Raw genomic sequence first — 13,796 nt, 5'->3', positions numbered from 1 at the left:
CTCACAGCCCGCCCAGCGCGTGCTGGAACAGCCCGTGGAGGAAGCGGCCCGGCAGCAGCGCGAACAGGCCGGCGCCGACGCAGCCGCCGAGGTAGGTGTTCCACATCGTGCGCCGATGCGCGCCCACGCGGCGGCGGATGGCCAGCACGATGCCCGCGGCCACGCCGGCGAAGGTGGCCAGCGTGAGCAGGTGGATCGGCGTGTAGCCCGCGATGTTGGGCCGCCCGAAGTCGTGGATGAACAGGCTGCTGGCGGCCGCGGCCAGCATCAGTGCCGCCCAGGCGTAGCCCGCGCCGCGGTGCATCGCCGAGCCCTTGCCGGCCCGCAGCGCAATGGGCCCGAGCACCAGGGCGGCGACCGCGGCCACGAGGTGCAGCTGGATGGCCGGGGAGAGCTGAAGGAAGGTCGTGGGGGTGTGCATGGCAAGGCCTCCGTGCCGGGGCGTCGTTCAAGGGGCGGCCGCCAGCGTGCGCCGGTGGAAGTCGACGATGCGGGCGACGGCGGCGCTGCGTTCGGCGGGATCGAAACCCGGCTGCGGCGTGCCGCCGCGGATCTGCTGCGCCGCGACGGCGTGCGCCACCGGGGCCGGCCACGGCGACAGCACGTCGAAATGGCCGCCGCCGCGCAACCTGCCCAGGTCGGTGCAGGCGCTGCAGTGCGCCAGCACGTGCGCGCTGTGGAACGCCGGGACGAGGACCTCGTCGCGCTCGGCGCCGAGCACGCCCACCGGGATGCGGATGCGCGCCAGGCTGTCGGCCGAGAAGATTGCACCCACCGGCACGGCCAGCGTCACCGCGGCGATGCGCACATCGGGCCTCAGGTCGGCACCGGGCGCTGCCGGCGTCGTGCCACCTTCCCAGCGTGTCAGCCCCTCCGGCAGGTAGGCCTCGGGCACGCCGCGCGCCCCCTCGAAGCCGGCGCGGCGTTCGGCCTGCTGCGCGGGCGTGAGTGCGCCGTTGAAGCAGAAGCCGATGTCGTCCTCCAGATGCGCCTGGCAGTGCTGCAGCAGCGACAGCGTGCGCCACTGCGCGCCGGCCAGCGCCAGCGCGGTGACGCCGCCGGCCGACATGCCGTGCACGCCCACGCGGGTGAGATCGAGGGTGTCGCGCCAGGCCGGGTTCGCCGCGAGCGCGTCGAGCAGCCGCACCACGTCGTTCGGCCGCGTGCGGAAGGCCTGCGGCCCGGCGCGCGACGCGTCGAGGTGGGTGTCGCCCGGGTGCAGGGGCTGCGCGGCGACGAAGCCGGCCTCGGCCAGGGCCGACGCGAGCGCCTGGTCGGCCAGCGCGCTGCCGGCTGTGCCGTGGGAGATGACGACGAGCCGGTGCACGCCGGCGGTGGGCGCCGCATCGGGGGCGACGTCGATCTCGAAGGGCCCCAGGCGCTGCGGCGTGCTGCGCGCCTCGGTCGGGTAGCTCAAGGTCACCGGCATGCCGCCCAGCGTGACGGTGGTGCGGCCGACCTGCGCCACGGCGGGCGGCGTGGCGCCCAGGAGCAGCAGGGCGGCCAGCGTGGCGAGGCAGGCGGTGGGGAAGCGGGAGGAGGGCATGGCGGTCGGCTCCGGTGGCGGGTTCGTCGTGGCGCGACTGTCCCGCGCCACCGCCGGGCCGGCCACCGCGCTGCGACGAAACCGCGCTGCGCGGCGCGAAGTGCAGGCGGCGGGCCGCGAACCGCAGGCCGTGCGCTGCGCGTCCGCCCTGGCGCAAAGAAAAAGGGCACCCGCAGGCGCCCTTCCTGGCCGTGTCGCGCCGAGCTGCCGAGTTCCCGCGGGCCCGCGCTCAGCGCCGCCGGCGCGTGGTGCCGCCGCCCAGCAGCGAGCCCAGCACGCCGCGCACCAGCTCGCGCCCGACGGCCGAGCCGATCTGGCGCACCGCGGACGACGCCGCCGCATCCACCAGCCCCGGCCGGCGCCCGCCGCGGGGGCCGGTCGAGCCGAAGATCATGTCCTTCAGGCCGTCCATCAGGCCGCCGCCGGCATCGCTGCCTGCGCCGCCCGCGGTGCCTGCGGTGCCGGGCAGGGTGCGCGGCTCGTTGGCCAGCCGGTCGCCGGCCTCGGCGCTGGCCACGGCGCGGCCCTGCAGCTTCTCGTACGCCGATTCGCGGTCGACGGCCCTCTCGTACACGCCCGCCACCAGCGAGCCGGCGACCAGCGCCTGCCGCTGCGGCGGCGTGATCGGGCCGATCTGGCTGCCTGGCGGCAGCACGAACACACGCTGGGTGACGCTGGGCCGGCCCTTCTCGTCGAGGCAGCTCACCAGCGCCTCGCCGACGGCCAGGTCGGTGATGGCGGTCTCGATGTCGAGCTGGGGGTTGGCGCGCATGGTGCTCGCGGCCGACTTCACCGCCTTCTGGTCGCGCGGGGTGAAGGCGCGCAGCGCGTGCTGCACGCGGTTGCCGAGCTGGGCGAGCACGGTGTCGGGCACGTCGAGCGGGTTCTGCGTCACGAAGTAGACGCCCACGCCCTTGGAGCGCACCAGCCGCACCACCAGCTCGATGCGCTCGATCAGCGCGGCCGGCGCGTCCTTGAACAGCAGGTGCGCCTCGTCGAAGAAGAAGACGAGCTTGGGCTTGTCCGGGTCGCCGATCTCGGGCAGCGTCTCGAACAGCTCGCTCAGCATCCACAGCAGGAAGGTGGCATAGAGGCGCGGGGCGTTCATCAGCTGGTCGGCCGCCAGGATGTTGATCACGCCGCGGCCCTGCTCGGACTGCATGAAATCGGCGATGTTGAGCATCGGCTCGCCGAAGAACCGGTCGCCCCCCTGCTGCTCGATCTGCAGCAGCCCGCGCTGGATGGCGCCGATGCTGGCCGCGCTGACGTTGCCGTACGCGGTGGTGAACTGGCTCGCGTTGTCGCCCACGTGCTGCAGCATCGCGCGCAGGTCCTTCAGGTCGAGCAGCAGCAGGCCGTGGTCGTCGGCGATCTTGAAGACCATGTTCAGCACGCCGGCCTGCGTGTCGTTCAAGGCCAGCATGCGGGCCAGCAGCAGCGGGCCCATGTCGGAGACGGTGGCGCGCACCGGGTGGCCCTGCGTGCCGAACACGTCCCACAGCGTGGTGGGGCAGGCGACGGGCTCGGGCGGCGCGATGCCGCGCTCGGCCAGCACCGCGGCCAGCTTGGGCGACAGCGTGCCGGGCTGGCTGATGCCGGTGAGGTCGCCCTTCACATCGGCCATGAACACCGGCACGCCGATCTTGCTGAAGCCCTCGGCCAGCGTCTGCAGCGTGATGGTCTTGCCGGTGCCGGTGGCCCCGGTGATGAGCCCGTGGCGGTTGGCCAGGGCCGGCAGCAGGTGGCATTCGGTGTCGCCGTGGCGGGCGACGAGGATGGGATCGGCCATGAGGGGCTCCGTGCGGTGGCCGGCAAGGGAGTACGGCAGCCGGCGCGTGAAGCCCGCAGTCTAGGCGGCGGCGGCTTTCGTGGGGCATGTCGGCGGCGAAGGGTGGCGCACCGGTAAACTGCCAGCCTTTCCCACGATCGAGCCAGGCGCCCCGAGCAGGCGTCGCGCGAGGAGCTTTCTTTCATGGCCGGACATTCCAAATGGGCCAACATCCAGCACCGCAAGGGCCGCCAGGACGAAAAACGCGGCAAGGTCTGGACCCGCGTGATCCGCGAGATCATGGTGGCGGCCCGGCAGGGCGGTGGTGACGTCAACGCCAACCCGCGGCTGCGACTGGCGGTCGACAAGGCCAAGGCGGCCAACATGCCGGCCGACACCGTCAAGCGCAACATCGACAAGGCCACCGGCAATCTCGAAGGCGTCAACTACGAGGAGATCCGCTACGAGGGCTACGGCATCGGCGGCGCCGCGATCATCGTCGACTGCATGACGGACAACCGCGTGCGCACGGTGGCCGAGGTGCGGCACGCCTTCAGCAAGTACGGCGGCAACCTCGGCACCGAAGGCTCGGTGGCCTTCCAATTCAAGCACTGCGGCCAGCTGGTGTTCGCCCCCGGCACCAGTGAGGACAAAGTGATGGAAGTGGCGCTCGAATCGGGCGCCGACGACGTCGTCACCGGTGAAGACGGCTCCATCGAAGTGCTGACCCCGCCGGCCGAATTCGAAGCGGTGAAGAACGCGCTCGAAGCCGCGGGCCTGAAGGCCGAGATCGCCGAAGTGACGATGCGCGCCGAGAACACCATTGACCTGGCGGGCGAAGACGCCCAGAAGATGCAAAAGCTGCTCGACATGATCGAAGACCTCGACGACGTGCAGGACGTCTTCCACAACGCCAGCCTCGAACTCGACGAATGAAGATCCTTGTCATCGGCGGCGGCGGCCGCGAACACGCGCTGGCCTGGAAGCTGGCGCAAAGCCCGCGGGCCGGGAAGGTGTTCGTGGCGCCAGGCAACGGCGGCACGGCGCTCGACCCCAAGCTGCACAACATCGCCATCACCGACCCGGCCGCGCTGGCCGACTTCGTCGAGGCCGAGAAGATCGGGCTCACCGTCGTCGGCCCCGAGGCGCCGCTGGCCGCCGGCGTGGTGGACGTGTTCCGCGCCCGCGGGCTGCGCATCTTCGGCCCCACGCAGGCCGCCGCGCAGCTCGAAAGCTCCAAGGCCTTCGCCAAGGCCTTCATGAAGCGCCACCACATCCCCACCGCGGCGTACGAGACCTTCAGCGACGCGGCCGCCGCGCATGCCTACGTGGATGCGCAGGGCGCCCCGATCGTCATCAAGGCCGACGGCCTGGCCGCCGGCAAGGGCGTCGTCGTCGCGATGACGCTGGCCGAGGCGCACGAGGCCATCGACTTCATGCTGGTCGACAACAAGCTCGGCGTGCAGCACAACGCCGACGGCGCGCGCGTGGTGATCGAGGAGTTCATGCAGGGCGAGGAGGCGAGCTTCATCGTCGTGTGCGACGGCAAGAACGTGCTGCCGCTGGCCACCAGCCAGGACCACAAGCGCGTCGGCGACGGCGACACCGGCCCCAACACCGGCGGCATGGGCGCCTATTCGCCCGCCCCGGTGGTCACGCCCAACGTGCATGCCAAGGTGATGCATGAGATCGTGCAGCCCACGGTCGCCGGCATGACGAAGGACCGCATGCCCTTCACCGGCTTTCTGTACGTCGGCCTGATGATCGACGCGCAGGGCGTTCCGAGGACGGTGGAGTTCAACGCGCGCCTGGGCGACCCCGAAGCCGAGGTCATCCTGATGCGCCTGAAGAGCGACCTCGTCGACGTGCTGATGCACGCGACCGACGGCACGCTCGACCAGGTCTCGCTGAACTGGGACCGCCGCTTCGCGCTGGGCGTCGTGATGGCCGCCGATGGCTACCCCGCCGATCCGCGCAAGGGCGACGTGATCACCGGCGTGCCGCCCGCGGCCGACGACGCGATCGTCTTCCACGCCGGCACCACGCAGCAGCCTGACGGCGCCGTCGCGGTCAGCGGCGGCCGCGTGCTGTGCGTGACGGTGCTCGGCGATTCCGCCAAGACCGCGCAGCAGCGGGCGTACGAGTTCCTGCGGCCGATCCAGTTCGCCGGCATGCAGTACCGCAACGACATCGGCCACCGCGCCATCAAGCCGCGGTGAGCGCACGATGAGCGTCGAGGCGGTCCGCGCCTACCTGCTCGGCCTGCAGGAGCGCATCGTCGGCGCCGTGCAGGCGGAGGACGGCAAGCCGTTCATCACCGACGGGTGGACGCGTGCGCCCGAAGAGCGGCTGCAGGGCGACGGCCTGTCGCGCCTGGTCGAGGAAGGGAACCTGCTGGAGCGCGGCGGCTGCAACTTCAGCCACGTGCGCGGGCCGGCACTGCCGCCTTCGGCCACGCAGCACCGGCCCGAGCTGGCCGGCGCGCCGTTCGAGGCGATGGGCGTGTCGCTGGTCATGCACCCGCGCAACCCCTACGTGCCGACCGTGCACATGAACGTGCGCATGCTCGCCGCGCTGCCCGAGGGCAGCGCGGCCGTCACCTGGTTCGGCGGCGGCATGGACCTCACGCCGTACTACGGCTTCGAGGAAGACGCCCGCCACTTCCACGCCACCTGCCGCGACGCGCTGGCGCCCTTCGGCGACGGCCTGTACCCGCGCTTCAAGGCGTGGTGCGACGACTACTTCTTCCTGAAGCACCGCAACGAGCCGCGCGGCATCGGCGGCATCTTCTACGACGATTTCGCCGAAGGCGGCTTCGAGCACGGCTTCGCGATGACCCGCTCGGTGGGCGATGCCTTCCTGCAGGCCTGGCTGCCGATCGTGCAGCGCCGCCGCGCGCTGCCCTACGGTGAGGCGGAGCGCGAGTTCCAGGCCTACCGGCGCGGCCGCTACGTCGAGTTCAACCTCGTATGGGACCGCGGCACGCTGTTCGGGCTGCAGAGCGGCGGCCGCACCGAGAGCATCCTGATGTCGATGCCGCCGCGTGCCGCGTGGCGCTACGACTGGCACCCCGACGCCGGCACGCCGGAGGCGCGCCTGTACACCGACTTCCTCCGCCCGCGCGACTGGGCCGCAGAAGCCCCGGCCGGGCCCACCGCTTGAGCCGCATCGGCATCTTCGGCGGCAGCTTCGACCCGGTGCACAACACGCACCTGGCGCTGGCCCATGCCGCCCTGGCGCACCTGCGGCTCGACGAGCTGCGCTGGGTGCCCACCGGCGAACCGTGGCACAAGGCCTCGGTACCGGCCGATGCCGTGCACCGGCTCGCGATGCTGAAGCTGGCGCTGGCGGGCGACGCGCATTTCACGATCGACGAGATCGAGCTGCGGCGTGCGGGCCCGAGCTACACCATCGAGACCGTGCGTGCGCTGCAGGCCGCCCAGCCCGGCGAGCACACCTGGTTCCTGGTCATCGGCCAGGACCAGTACGAGCGCTTCCACACCTGGCACGGCTGGGAGGAACTGCTGGCCCGCGTCACGCTCGCGGTGGCCAACCGCGCGGGCGTGCCGCCGGTCGCGCCGCCCGAGCTGCAGTGCGTGCCACACCGCGCCGAGGTGGTCCCCATGCCGCCGAGCACGCTGGCCGCCACCGACATCCGATCCCGCCTGGCACGCGGATTGCCGATCGACACGCTGGTACCCCCTGCGGTCGCCAGCTATATTGCCCAACACGCTTTGTACCGAAAACACTGAATGGACATCCGCAAACTGCAGCGCGCCATCGTCGATGGCCTGGAAGACGTGAAGGCCCAGAACATCGTGGTCTTCAACACCGAGCACCTGTCGCCGCTGTTCGAACGTGTGATCGTCGCGTCCGGTACGAGCAACCGCCAGACCAAGGCGCTGGCGGCCAGCGTGCGCGACGCCGTGCGCTCGCGCGGCATGGAGGTGCTGCGCATGGAGGGCGAGGACAACGGCGAGTGGATCATCGTCGACTGCGGCGCCGCTGTCGCCCACATCATGCAGCCCGGCATCCGCGAGTACTACCACCTCGAGGAGATCTGGGGCGGCAAGGCGGTGCGGATGAAGATCGACACCAAGACGCGCGCGTTGCCGAAGGGCGGCGAGTCCGACGAAGTGGACGACGACGATGACGAGGAAGATGCGCCCCCGGCGCGCCAGCCCGCGGCGCGCAAGACGGCCGCTGCCAAGGCCGCGCCGGCAGGCCGTGCCCCGGTGAAGAAGGCCGTGGCCGGCAAGTCCGCCGCGAAGAAGGCGCCCGCCAAGGCCACCGGCAAGTCGGCGCCGCGCCATGCGGCCCCTGCTGCCGAGCCGCATTCGCGCAAGCTGGTGATCAACGAGCCTGCCCGCAAGGCGCCTGCCAAGGCCCCCAAGGCCGCCGCGAAGAAGGCACCTGCCCGCAAGACCGCGGCGAGCCCCGCGCCGGCCCGCAAGGCGCCGGCCAAGAAGGCCGCACCCCGCAGGGCCTGAGCGCTCGGCGGGCCGCGGCGTGCGCCTGGTCATCGCGGCTGTCGGCCAGCGCCAGCCGGCCTGGGCCGAGACCGCCTACGACGATTTCGCGAAACGCTTTCCGCCGGAGCTGAAGCTCGAGCTGAAGGCGTTGAAGGCCGAGCCGCGCAGCGTCGGCAAGACGGCCCAGGCGATGATGGCCGCCGAGGGCCAGCGGCTCGAGGCCGCGGTGCCCAAGGGCGCGCGCCGGGTGGTGCTCGACGAGCGGGGTGCGCGGCTGACGACGGTGCAGCTTGCCGAGCGCCTGCGCTTCTGGCTGGGCGACGGCCGCGACGTGGTGTTCCTCGTCGGGGGGCCGGACGGCCTGGACCCGGCGCTCAAGGCCACGGGCGACGAGACGCTGCGGCTGTCGGACCTGACGCTGCCCCACGCCTTCGTGCGCGTGCTGCTGGCCGAGGCGCTGTACCGCGCCTGGTCGGTGACCGCGGGCCACCCCTACCACCGGGAATGATCGCCTGATGCATCGCTTCGTCTACCTTGCCTCGCAAAGCCCGCGCCGCCGCCAGCTGCTGGAGCAGATCGGCGTGCCGCACGAGCTGCTGCTGCCCGATCGCAAGGAGAACGCGGAGCGGCTGGAAGAGGAGCGCAGCGGCGAACTGCCCGCCGACTACGTGCGCCGGGTCACCGGCCTCAAGCTGGCCGCGGCCCGTGCACGGCTGGCGCGGCGCGGCCTGCCGGACGCGCCGATCCTGGCCTCGGACACCACCGTCGCGCTGGGCCGCCGCATCCTGGGCAAGCCGCGCGATGCCGCCGATGCGGCCGAGATGCTGCATGCGCTGGCCGGCCGCACGCACCGCGTGCTGACCGCCGTGGCGGTGAGCGCGGGCCGCACGACGCTGCTGGAGATGAACGTGTCGCGCGTGCGGTTCACCGAACTGTCGGCGCAGGACGTCCGCCGCTACATCGACAGCGGCGAGCCGTTCGGCAAGGCGGGTGCCTACGGCATACAGGGGGCGGCGGCACGGTGGGTGTCGCACATCGAGGGCAGCTACTCCGGGATCATGGGGCTGCCGCTCTACGAGACGGCGCAGCTGCTGCGCCGCGCGAGGGTGATGTTCTAGCGCAGCCGCTGCCGCCAGGCCCGCCGGTATGATGGCCCGAACCCCTTCGCAGGCCGGTTCGGCGGAGACAGGCGCCGCGGCCCGTGGCGCTCCCTGCGATACAAGAACAGAACACACCCGTCGATGCAAGACATCCTCATCAACTGGACCCCGCAGGAAACGCGGGTGGCCGTCGTCGAGAACGGTGCGGTGCAGGAACTGCACATCGAGCGCGCGCTGGAACGCGGACTGGTCGGCAACGTCTACCTTGGCAAGGTGGTGCGAGTGCTGCCGGGCATGCAGAGCGCGTTCATCGACATCGGGCTCGAGCGTGCGGCCTTCCTGCACGTGGCGGACCTGCACACCAGCGCGCCGCGCAGCGAGCACGGCGGCATGCAGGTGCCGGTGCCCATCGAGCGGCAGGTGTTCGAGGGCCAGACCCTGACCGTGCAGGTCATCAAGGATGCCATCGGCACCAAGGGCGCGAGGCTGTCCACGCAGATCAGCATCGCGGGCCGGCTGCTCGTCTACCTGCCGCAGGACAACCACATCGGCATCTCGCAGAAGATCGGCTCGCACGAGCTGCGCGAGCAGCTGCGCCAGCGCATGGGTGCCCTGGTGGGCAAGCCGGAGGACGGCGGGGGCGGCGGCTTCATCCTGCGCACCAACGCCGAGGACGCGACCGACGAGGAACTGGCCGACGACATCGCCTACCTGCGCAAGGCCTGGGGCACGATCCGCGAGCGCAGCCACGCGCAGCCGCCCGGCACCTTGCTGCACCAGGACCTGACGCTGGCCGAGCGTGTGTTGCGCGACCTCATCACCGAGGCGACGCATTCGGTGCGCATCGACTCGCGGCTGCAGTACGAGCACCTCGCCGCGTTCGGCGCGGTCTACACGCCCACGGCGGCGCGGCGGCTGGAGCTCTACCGGGGCGAGCGGCCCATCTTCGACCTCTTCAACATCGACGACGAGATCGCCCGTGCACTCGCGCGCCGGGTCGAGCTGAAGAGCGGCGGCTACCTCATCATCGACCAGACGGAAGCGCTGACGACGATCGACGTCAACACCGGCGGCTACGTCGGCGCGCGCAACTTCGACGACACCATCTTCAAGACGAACCTGGAGGCGGCCGGCGCCATCGCGCGGCAGCTGCGGCTGCGCAACCTGGGTGGCATCGTCATCGTCGACTTCATCGACATGGCGCGCGACGAGCACCAGCAGGCGGTGCTGGCCGAGTTCCGCAAGCAGTTGCAGCGCGACCGCACCAAGACCACGGTGAGCGGCTTCACGCAGCTGGGCCTGGTCGAGATGACGCGCAAGCGCACGCGCGAATCGCTGGCCCACATGCTGTGCGAGCCGTGCCCCACCTGCGCCGGCCGCGGCCAGGTGAAGACCGCGCGCAGCGTGTGCTACGACATCCTGCGGGAGATCCTGCGCGAGGCCCGGCAGTTCGACCCGAAGGAGTTCCGCGTCGTCGCGAGCGCGGCCGTGGTGGAGATGCTGCTCGACGAGGAGAGCCAGCACCTGGCCGGCCTGTCCGATTTCATCGGCAAGCCGATCTCGCTTTCGGCCGAGCCGACGCCGAACCCCGAGCAGTACGACATCGTGCTGCTCTGAAGCGCGGGGCCTTCAGGCCCGCAGCGTGCGGTTGAACAGCGCCAGCGTCCTCTGCCAGGCCGATCGCGCGGCCGCCTGGTCGTAGCGCGGCGTCGTGTCGTTGTTGAAGCCGTGCTGCGTGCCGGGGAAGACCTGCGCCTCGTAGGGCACGCCCGCGGCCTTTAACGCGGCCTCGTAGGCGGGCCAGCTGGCGTTGATGCGCTCGTCGTTCTCGGCGAGCACGACGTACAGCGCCGCCTTGATCTTCGGCACCTGGTCGGCCGGCGGCGCAATGCCGTAGAACGGCACGGCGGCGTTCAGCTCGGGCAGGCGCGTGGCCAGGAAGTTGGCGATGCCGCCGCCGTAGCAGAAGCCCACGACGCCGAGCTTGCCGTTGCCTCCGCTGACGGACTTCAGGTAGCCTGTGGCGGCGATGAAGTCTTCCTGCGTCTTCGATTGGTCGAGCTTGGCGAAGGCCCCGCGGGCCTTGTCCTCGTCGCCCGGATAACCGCCGAGGGGGAACAGCGCATCGGGCGCGAACGCGATGAAGTTCTCCAGTGCGACGCGGCGCGCAATGTCCTCGATGTGCGGGTTCAGGCCGCGGTTCTCGTGCACCACGAGCACCAGCGGCAGCGGCCCTCCGGCGTTGGCGGGCCGCACCAGGTAGCCGCGGCCCCTGCCGTAGCCCTTGGGGGAATCGAATTCGACGAACTCCGCCTTGATGCGCGGATCGCCGGCAGGGACTTGCTGCGCCTGGGCGAAGCGGGGGCTGAGCGCTTCCAGCAGGGTGGCGCCAGTCACGCCGCCGACCGCGAACTTGCTCGCCCCCTCGATGAAGCCGCGTCGGTCGAGGTGGCCGTGCACGTATTGGTCGAACAGACGCAGCACCTCCGGATGGAAGTCGGCGGCGGTGAGGCGAGGGGGCTGGTAGGCCATGTCGAACTCCTGCAGGGTTGGAAAGCGTGAGAAGGCCGCGGTGTGATCCGCGGAAGCACGATCGGGTTCAGGGATTTGCGGCAGGCCGCCGACAGGCTCGCGCCCGATGCCGGATCATCCGCGGCCCGAAGACCTCCGACCCGCATCCATGATCGACCTGCACTACTGGACCACCCCGAACGGCCACAAGATCAGCATCTTCCTGGAAGAGACCGGGCTGCCGTACCGCGTCGTGCCTGTGAACATCGGCAAGGGCGACCAGTTCGCGCCCGACTTCCTGCGCATCGCGCCGAACAACCGCATCCCCGCCATCGTCGACAACGCACCGGCCGAGGGTACGGAGCCCGTGTCGGTGTTCGAGTCGGGCGCGATCCTGCTCTACCTGGCCGAGAAAACCGGCCAGCTGCTGCCGCGTGACCTGCGGGGGCGCACCGAGGTGCTGCAGTGGCTCTTCTGGCAGATGGGCGGCCTCGGGCCGATGGCCGGCCAGAACGGCCATTTCCACATGGCGGCGCCCGAGAAGATCCCCTATGCGATCGAGCGCTACGTGAAGGAGACGGCGCGCCTGTACGGTGTGATGAACAAGCGCCTGGCCGACCGCGAGTACCTTGCCGGCGAGTATTCGATCGCCGACATCGCGAGCTATCCGTGGATCGTGCCGCACCAGTTGCACGAACAGAGGCTCGAGGACTTCCCGCACCTGCACCGCTGGTTCCAGGCCATCCAGGCGCGGCCCGCCGTGCAGCGCGCGTATGCGCTGGTACAGAAGATCAACCCGCCCCGGGAACTGAGCGACGCCGAGAAGGAGGCGCAGCGCAAGGTCCTCTACGGCCAAGGCGGCACGCCCGCCACGCGCTGACCGGGCCGGTCAGCGCGGCGGCCGCACCATGCGCTCAAGCAGGTGCGTGAGTGCTGCTTCCAGGTCGTCGCAGCGGCCGGTGTGCACCTGGGAGGTCTGGATGCTGGCGCTGCGTGGTGCGACCAGCCAGTGGAAGCGCTCGCGCAGCGGCAGTTGCCCGAGGGCGCCGGCGGCCTTGCCGCCTTCGCAGATCAGCGGGATGGCGGCCAGCGTGGCGCGGATCGACGGCAGGTCGAGCGCCGGATCCAGCGCCAGCGCCCGCGCCTCGTCCAGCTCGATGCGGGCCTGCAGGAACCGGCGCGAGGCGCACGACAGGATCACCCCGGCGTTGATGAACTCGCCGCGTTCGACACGCGGCACGACGCGCACGATCGCGTAATCGTAGGTACAGGCGAAACGCGGGTCGTTCATGACAGGGCGGCGCGGGCGCGCAGGGCTTCGTCGACGAATGCGCGCGGCGATGCCAGCCGGCTGCACAGGTACTGCCGGTAGGCATCGCGGTGTGCCTCGGCCGAGGGGAAGGGGGCGTCGCCCGCCAGCCACTCGTCGGGGATCAGCGCGACCACGCCCGCGACGACTTCCGGCGTCAGCAGCGCGCTCATGCGGTCGTCGGCCGCGGCGATGCGATCGGCGAACGGCAGCAGCACGTGGTCCTTGACGTGCGTGAACGGCGAGCGGCTGCGGGCGAGGTAGTCGTTCCAGTCGTGGTGGAAGTACAGCGCGGCGCCATGGTCGATCAGCCACAGCCGGCGGTGCCACAGCAGCAGGTTGGCGTTGCGTGGCGTGCGGTCGATGTTGGTGGTGAAGGCGTCGTGCCACACGATGGCCGAGGCCTCGTCGGCGTCGGGTGCTTCGGCGCCGGGGATGCGCACGAGCGGATCGAAGGTCACCGAGCCGGGCAGGTAGTCGAGCGCGAGGTTCAGGCCGGCGCTGGCGCGGATCAGGTCCTGGATCTCGGGGTCGGGCTCGGTGCGCGCCATCTCGGCATCGAGCGTCATGAAGACGATCTCCGGCACGCGCAGGCCGGCGGCGCGTGCCAGTTCGCCGGCAACCAGCTCGGCGATCAGAGCCCGCGGGCCCTGGCCGGCGCCGCGAAACTTCAGGACGTACAGCCCCTCGTCGCAGCCCTCGACGACCGCCGGCAGCGAGCCCCCCTCGCGCAGGGGCGTGACGTAGCGGGTGGCGGCGACGGTGCGTATCGGCATCGGGCGATTGTCCCCCGACGCGCGACGCGCTTCAGCGGACCATGCAGGGGCGCTTCGGATCGAAGCGCCAGTCGGGGATCAGGTGCTGCATCGCGATCGCGTCGTCGCGTGCGCCCAGGCCGTGCTCCTGGTACAGGCGATGCGCCTTCTCCACTTCGGCCATGTCCAGCACCACGCCGAGGCCCGGCGTCGTCGGCACTTCGATGTGGCCGCCGCTGATCTGCAGCGGCGCCTTCGTCAGGCGCTGGCCGTCCTGCCAGATCCAGTGGGTGTCGATCGCGGTGACCTTGCCGGGCGCCGCGGCCGCGACGTGG

General features: G+C 71.2%; 16 protein-coding genes. 9 read left to right on the top strand and 7 right to left on the bottom strand.

What is annotated here, in order from left to right:
* Position 1: 1 nt before the first annotated feature.
* From V4F39_RS20010 to V4F39_RS20000, 3 genes are all read right to left on the bottom strand, one after another.
* Positions 2 to 421, bottom strand: coding sequence for a DUF2306 domain-containing protein (locus V4F39_RS20010; protein WP_332291656.1), 420 nt, complete (start codon positions 419 to 421; stop codon positions 2 to 4).
* Between the two features lie 27 nt (positions 422 to 448).
* A complete protein-coding gene (locus V4F39_RS20005; protein WP_332291654.1) occupies positions 449 to 1,546 on the bottom strand; it encodes an alpha/beta hydrolase family protein in 1,098 nt (365 codons plus the stop codon).
* Positions 1,547 to 1,775: 229 nt separating this feature from the next.
* Complete coding sequence (locus V4F39_RS20000) at positions 1,776 to 3,335, bottom strand: helicase HerA-like domain-containing protein (RefSeq protein WP_332291653.1); 1,560 nt, start codon at positions 3,333 to 3,335, stop codon at positions 1,776 to 1,778.
* 183 nt (positions 3,336 to 3,518) lie between these two features.
* On the opposite strand from V4F39_RS20000, the gene V4F39_RS19995 reads away from it, so the two are divergent.
* The 8 genes from V4F39_RS19995 (at position 3,519) to rng (ending at position 10,503) form a co-directional block, all read left to right on the top strand.
* Positions 3,519 to 4,250: a YebC/PmpR family DNA-binding transcriptional regulator gene (locus V4F39_RS19995; RefSeq protein ID WP_332291652.1), complete on the top strand. Its 732-nt coding sequence runs from the start codon at positions 3,519 to 3,521 to the stop codon at positions 4,248 to 4,250.
* On the top strand, positions 4,247 to 5,533 hold the full coding sequence (gene purD, locus V4F39_RS19990) for a phosphoribosylamine--glycine ligase (protein WP_332291651.1): 1,287 nt from the start codon (positions 4,247 to 4,249) through the stop codon (positions 5,531 to 5,533). The genes V4F39_RS19995 and purD overlap by 4 nt, the downstream gene beginning before the upstream one ends.
* 7 nt (positions 5,534 to 5,540) lie before the next feature.
* Complete coding sequence (hemF, locus tag V4F39_RS19985; RefSeq protein ID WP_332291650.1) at positions 5,541 to 6,476, top strand: oxygen-dependent coproporphyrinogen oxidase; 936 nt, start codon at positions 5,541 to 5,543, stop codon at positions 6,474 to 6,476.
* Positions 6,473 to 7,066 (top strand): nicotinate (nicotinamide) nucleotide adenylyltransferase, encoded by a 594-nt coding sequence (gene nadD / locus V4F39_RS19980; protein WP_332291649.1) that lies wholly within the window; start codon positions 6,473 to 6,475, stop codon positions 7,064 to 7,066. The genes hemF and nadD overlap by 4 nt, the downstream gene beginning before the upstream one ends.
* A complete protein-coding gene (gene rsfS / locus V4F39_RS19975) occupies positions 7,067 to 7,804 on the top strand; it encodes a ribosome silencing factor (RefSeq protein ID WP_332291647.1) in 738 nt (245 codons plus the stop codon). It abuts the gene before it with no gap.
* Between the two features lie 19 nt (positions 7,805 to 7,823).
* Complete coding sequence (gene rlmH / locus V4F39_RS19970) at positions 7,824 to 8,294, top strand: 23S rRNA (pseudouridine(1915)-N(3))-methyltransferase RlmH (protein WP_332291646.1); 471 nt, start codon at positions 7,824 to 7,826, stop codon at positions 8,292 to 8,294.
* A gap of 7 nt (positions 8,295 to 8,301) precedes the next feature.
* Complete coding sequence (locus V4F39_RS19965; protein WP_332291645.1) at positions 8,302 to 8,904, top strand: Maf family protein; 603 nt, start codon at positions 8,302 to 8,304, stop codon at positions 8,902 to 8,904.
* A gap of 123 nt (positions 8,905 to 9,027) precedes the next feature.
* Complete coding sequence (gene rng / locus V4F39_RS19960) at positions 9,028 to 10,503, top strand: ribonuclease G (RefSeq protein WP_332291644.1); 1,476 nt, start codon at positions 9,028 to 9,030, stop codon at positions 10,501 to 10,503.
* Between the two features lie 12 nt (positions 10,504 to 10,515).
* Here rng and V4F39_RS19955 read toward each other — a convergent pair whose 3' ends face one another.
* Positions 10,516 to 11,418, bottom strand: a complete 903-nt coding sequence (locus V4F39_RS19955) for a dienelactone hydrolase family protein (protein ID WP_332291643.1) — start codon at positions 11,416 to 11,418, stop codon at positions 10,516 to 10,518.
* 148 nt (positions 11,419 to 11,566) lie between these two features.
* Between V4F39_RS19955 and V4F39_RS19950 the strand changes: the two genes are divergently transcribed.
* Positions 11,567 to 12,277, top strand: coding sequence for a glutathione S-transferase N-terminal domain-containing protein (locus V4F39_RS19950; protein ID WP_332291642.1), 711 nt, complete (start codon positions 11,567 to 11,569; stop codon positions 12,275 to 12,277).
* Positions 12,278 to 12,286: 9 nt separating this feature from the next.
* Here V4F39_RS19950 and V4F39_RS19945 read toward each other — a convergent pair whose 3' ends face one another.
* The 3 genes from V4F39_RS19945 to V4F39_RS19935 form a co-directional block, all read right to left on the bottom strand.
* Positions 12,287 to 12,688, bottom strand: a complete 402-nt coding sequence (locus V4F39_RS19945; protein ID WP_332291641.1) for a DUF3037 domain-containing protein — start codon at positions 12,686 to 12,688, stop codon at positions 12,287 to 12,289.
* A complete protein-coding gene (locus V4F39_RS19940; protein WP_332291640.1) occupies positions 12,685 to 13,482 on the bottom strand; it encodes a HipA family kinase in 798 nt (265 codons plus the stop codon). Before V4F39_RS19940 ends, V4F39_RS19945 begins: the two co-directional genes overlap by 4 nt.
* Positions 13,483 to 13,513: 31 nt before the next feature.
* The coding region (locus V4F39_RS19935; protein WP_332291639.1) for an enolase C-terminal domain-like protein at positions 13,514 to 13,796 on the bottom strand (283 nt) is incomplete at its 5' end.

The organism is Aquincola agrisoli (genome assembly GCF_036621135.1).
Taxonomy (GTDB): Bacteria; Pseudomonadota; Gammaproteobacteria; order Burkholderiales; family Burkholderiaceae_C; genus Aquincola; species Aquincola agrisoli.
Note: the sequence above shows the minus strand (reverse complement) of the source record. Positions and strands in the feature narration are given on the sequence as shown.

Coding starts and splice junctions, on each gene's coding strand:
- V4F39_RS20010 (WP_332291656.1), bottom strand. CDS start 421: ATGCACACCCCCACGACCTTCCTTCAGCTCTCCCCGGCCATCCAGCTG.
- V4F39_RS20005 (WP_332291654.1), bottom strand. CDS start 1,546: ATGCCCTCCTCCCGCTTCCCCACCGCCTGCCTCGCCACGCTGGCCGCC.
- V4F39_RS20000 (WP_332291653.1), bottom strand. CDS start 3,335: ATGGCCGATCCCATCCTCGTCGCCCGCCACGGCGACACCGAATGCCAC.
- V4F39_RS19995 (WP_332291652.1), top strand. CDS start 3,519: ATGGCCGGACATTCCAAATGGGCCAACATCCAGCACCGCAAGGGCCGC.
- purD (WP_332291651.1), top strand. CDS start 4,247: ATGAAGATCCTTGTCATCGGCGGCGGCGGCCGCGAACACGCGCTGGCC.
- hemF (WP_332291650.1), top strand. CDS start 5,541: ATGAGCGTCGAGGCGGTCCGCGCCTACCTGCTCGGCCTGCAGGAGCGC.
- rsfS (WP_332291647.1), top strand. CDS start 7,067: ATGGACATCCGCAAACTGCAGCGCGCCATCGTCGATGGCCTGGAAGAC.
- V4F39_RS19965 (WP_332291645.1), top strand. CDS start 8,302: ATGCATCGCTTCGTCTACCTTGCCTCGCAAAGCCCGCGCCGCCGCCAG.
- rng (WP_332291644.1), top strand. CDS start 9,028: ATGCAAGACATCCTCATCAACTGGACCCCGCAGGAAACGCGGGTGGCC.
- V4F39_RS19955 (WP_332291643.1), bottom strand. CDS start 11,418: ATGGCCTACCAGCCCCCTCGCCTCACCGCCGCCGACTTCCATCCGGAG.
- V4F39_RS19950 (WP_332291642.1), top strand. CDS start 11,567: ATGATCGACCTGCACTACTGGACCACCCCGAACGGCCACAAGATCAGC.
- V4F39_RS19945 (WP_332291641.1), bottom strand. CDS start 12,688: ATGAACGACCCGCGTTTCGCCTGTACCTACGATTACGCGATCGTGCGC.
- V4F39_RS19940 (WP_332291640.1), bottom strand. CDS start 13,482: ATGCCGATACGCACCGTCGCCGCCACCCGCTACGTCACGCCCCTGCGC.